Raw genomic sequence first — 261 nt, 5'->3', positions numbered from 1 at the left:
CCAAACCGGCGCCGAAGTCGCTGCGGGGCCGTTCGGGTCGCCGGCCGGGCCGCCCCACCGGGGGCGAGGGCACCACCCTGTCCCAGGTGGCCGAACCGGACGTGATCGTCCGGCACGTGCCGGACACCTGTGGCGGCTGCGGTGACGGCCTGACCAACGCCGCCGAGGTGACGGTCACCCGCCGGCAGGTGTTCGACATTCCCCAGCCCCGGGTCGTGGTGACCGAGCACCAGATCGTCACCGTCGCCTGCCCGTGCGGGC

1 protein-coding gene is annotated in these 261 nt (G+C 74.7%); it reads left to right on the top strand.

The genetic code is table 11. The annotated features are described in order from the left end of the window. Nucleotides 1-86: 86 nt before the first annotated feature. Nucleotides 87-261 (top strand): IS66 family transposase zinc-finger binding domain-containing protein (locus tag ACFHWU_RS29630; RefSeq protein ID WP_416592369.1); only part of this gene is annotated, 175 nt, incomplete at its 3' end.

The sequence above is a fragment of the Micromonospora sp. LOL_015 genome (assembly GCF_048060275.1).
Classification (GTDB): Bacteria; Actinomycetota; Actinomycetes; order Mycobacteriales; family Micromonosporaceae; genus Micromonospora_E.
Note: the sequence above shows the minus strand (reverse complement) of the source record. Positions and strands in the feature narration are given on the sequence as shown.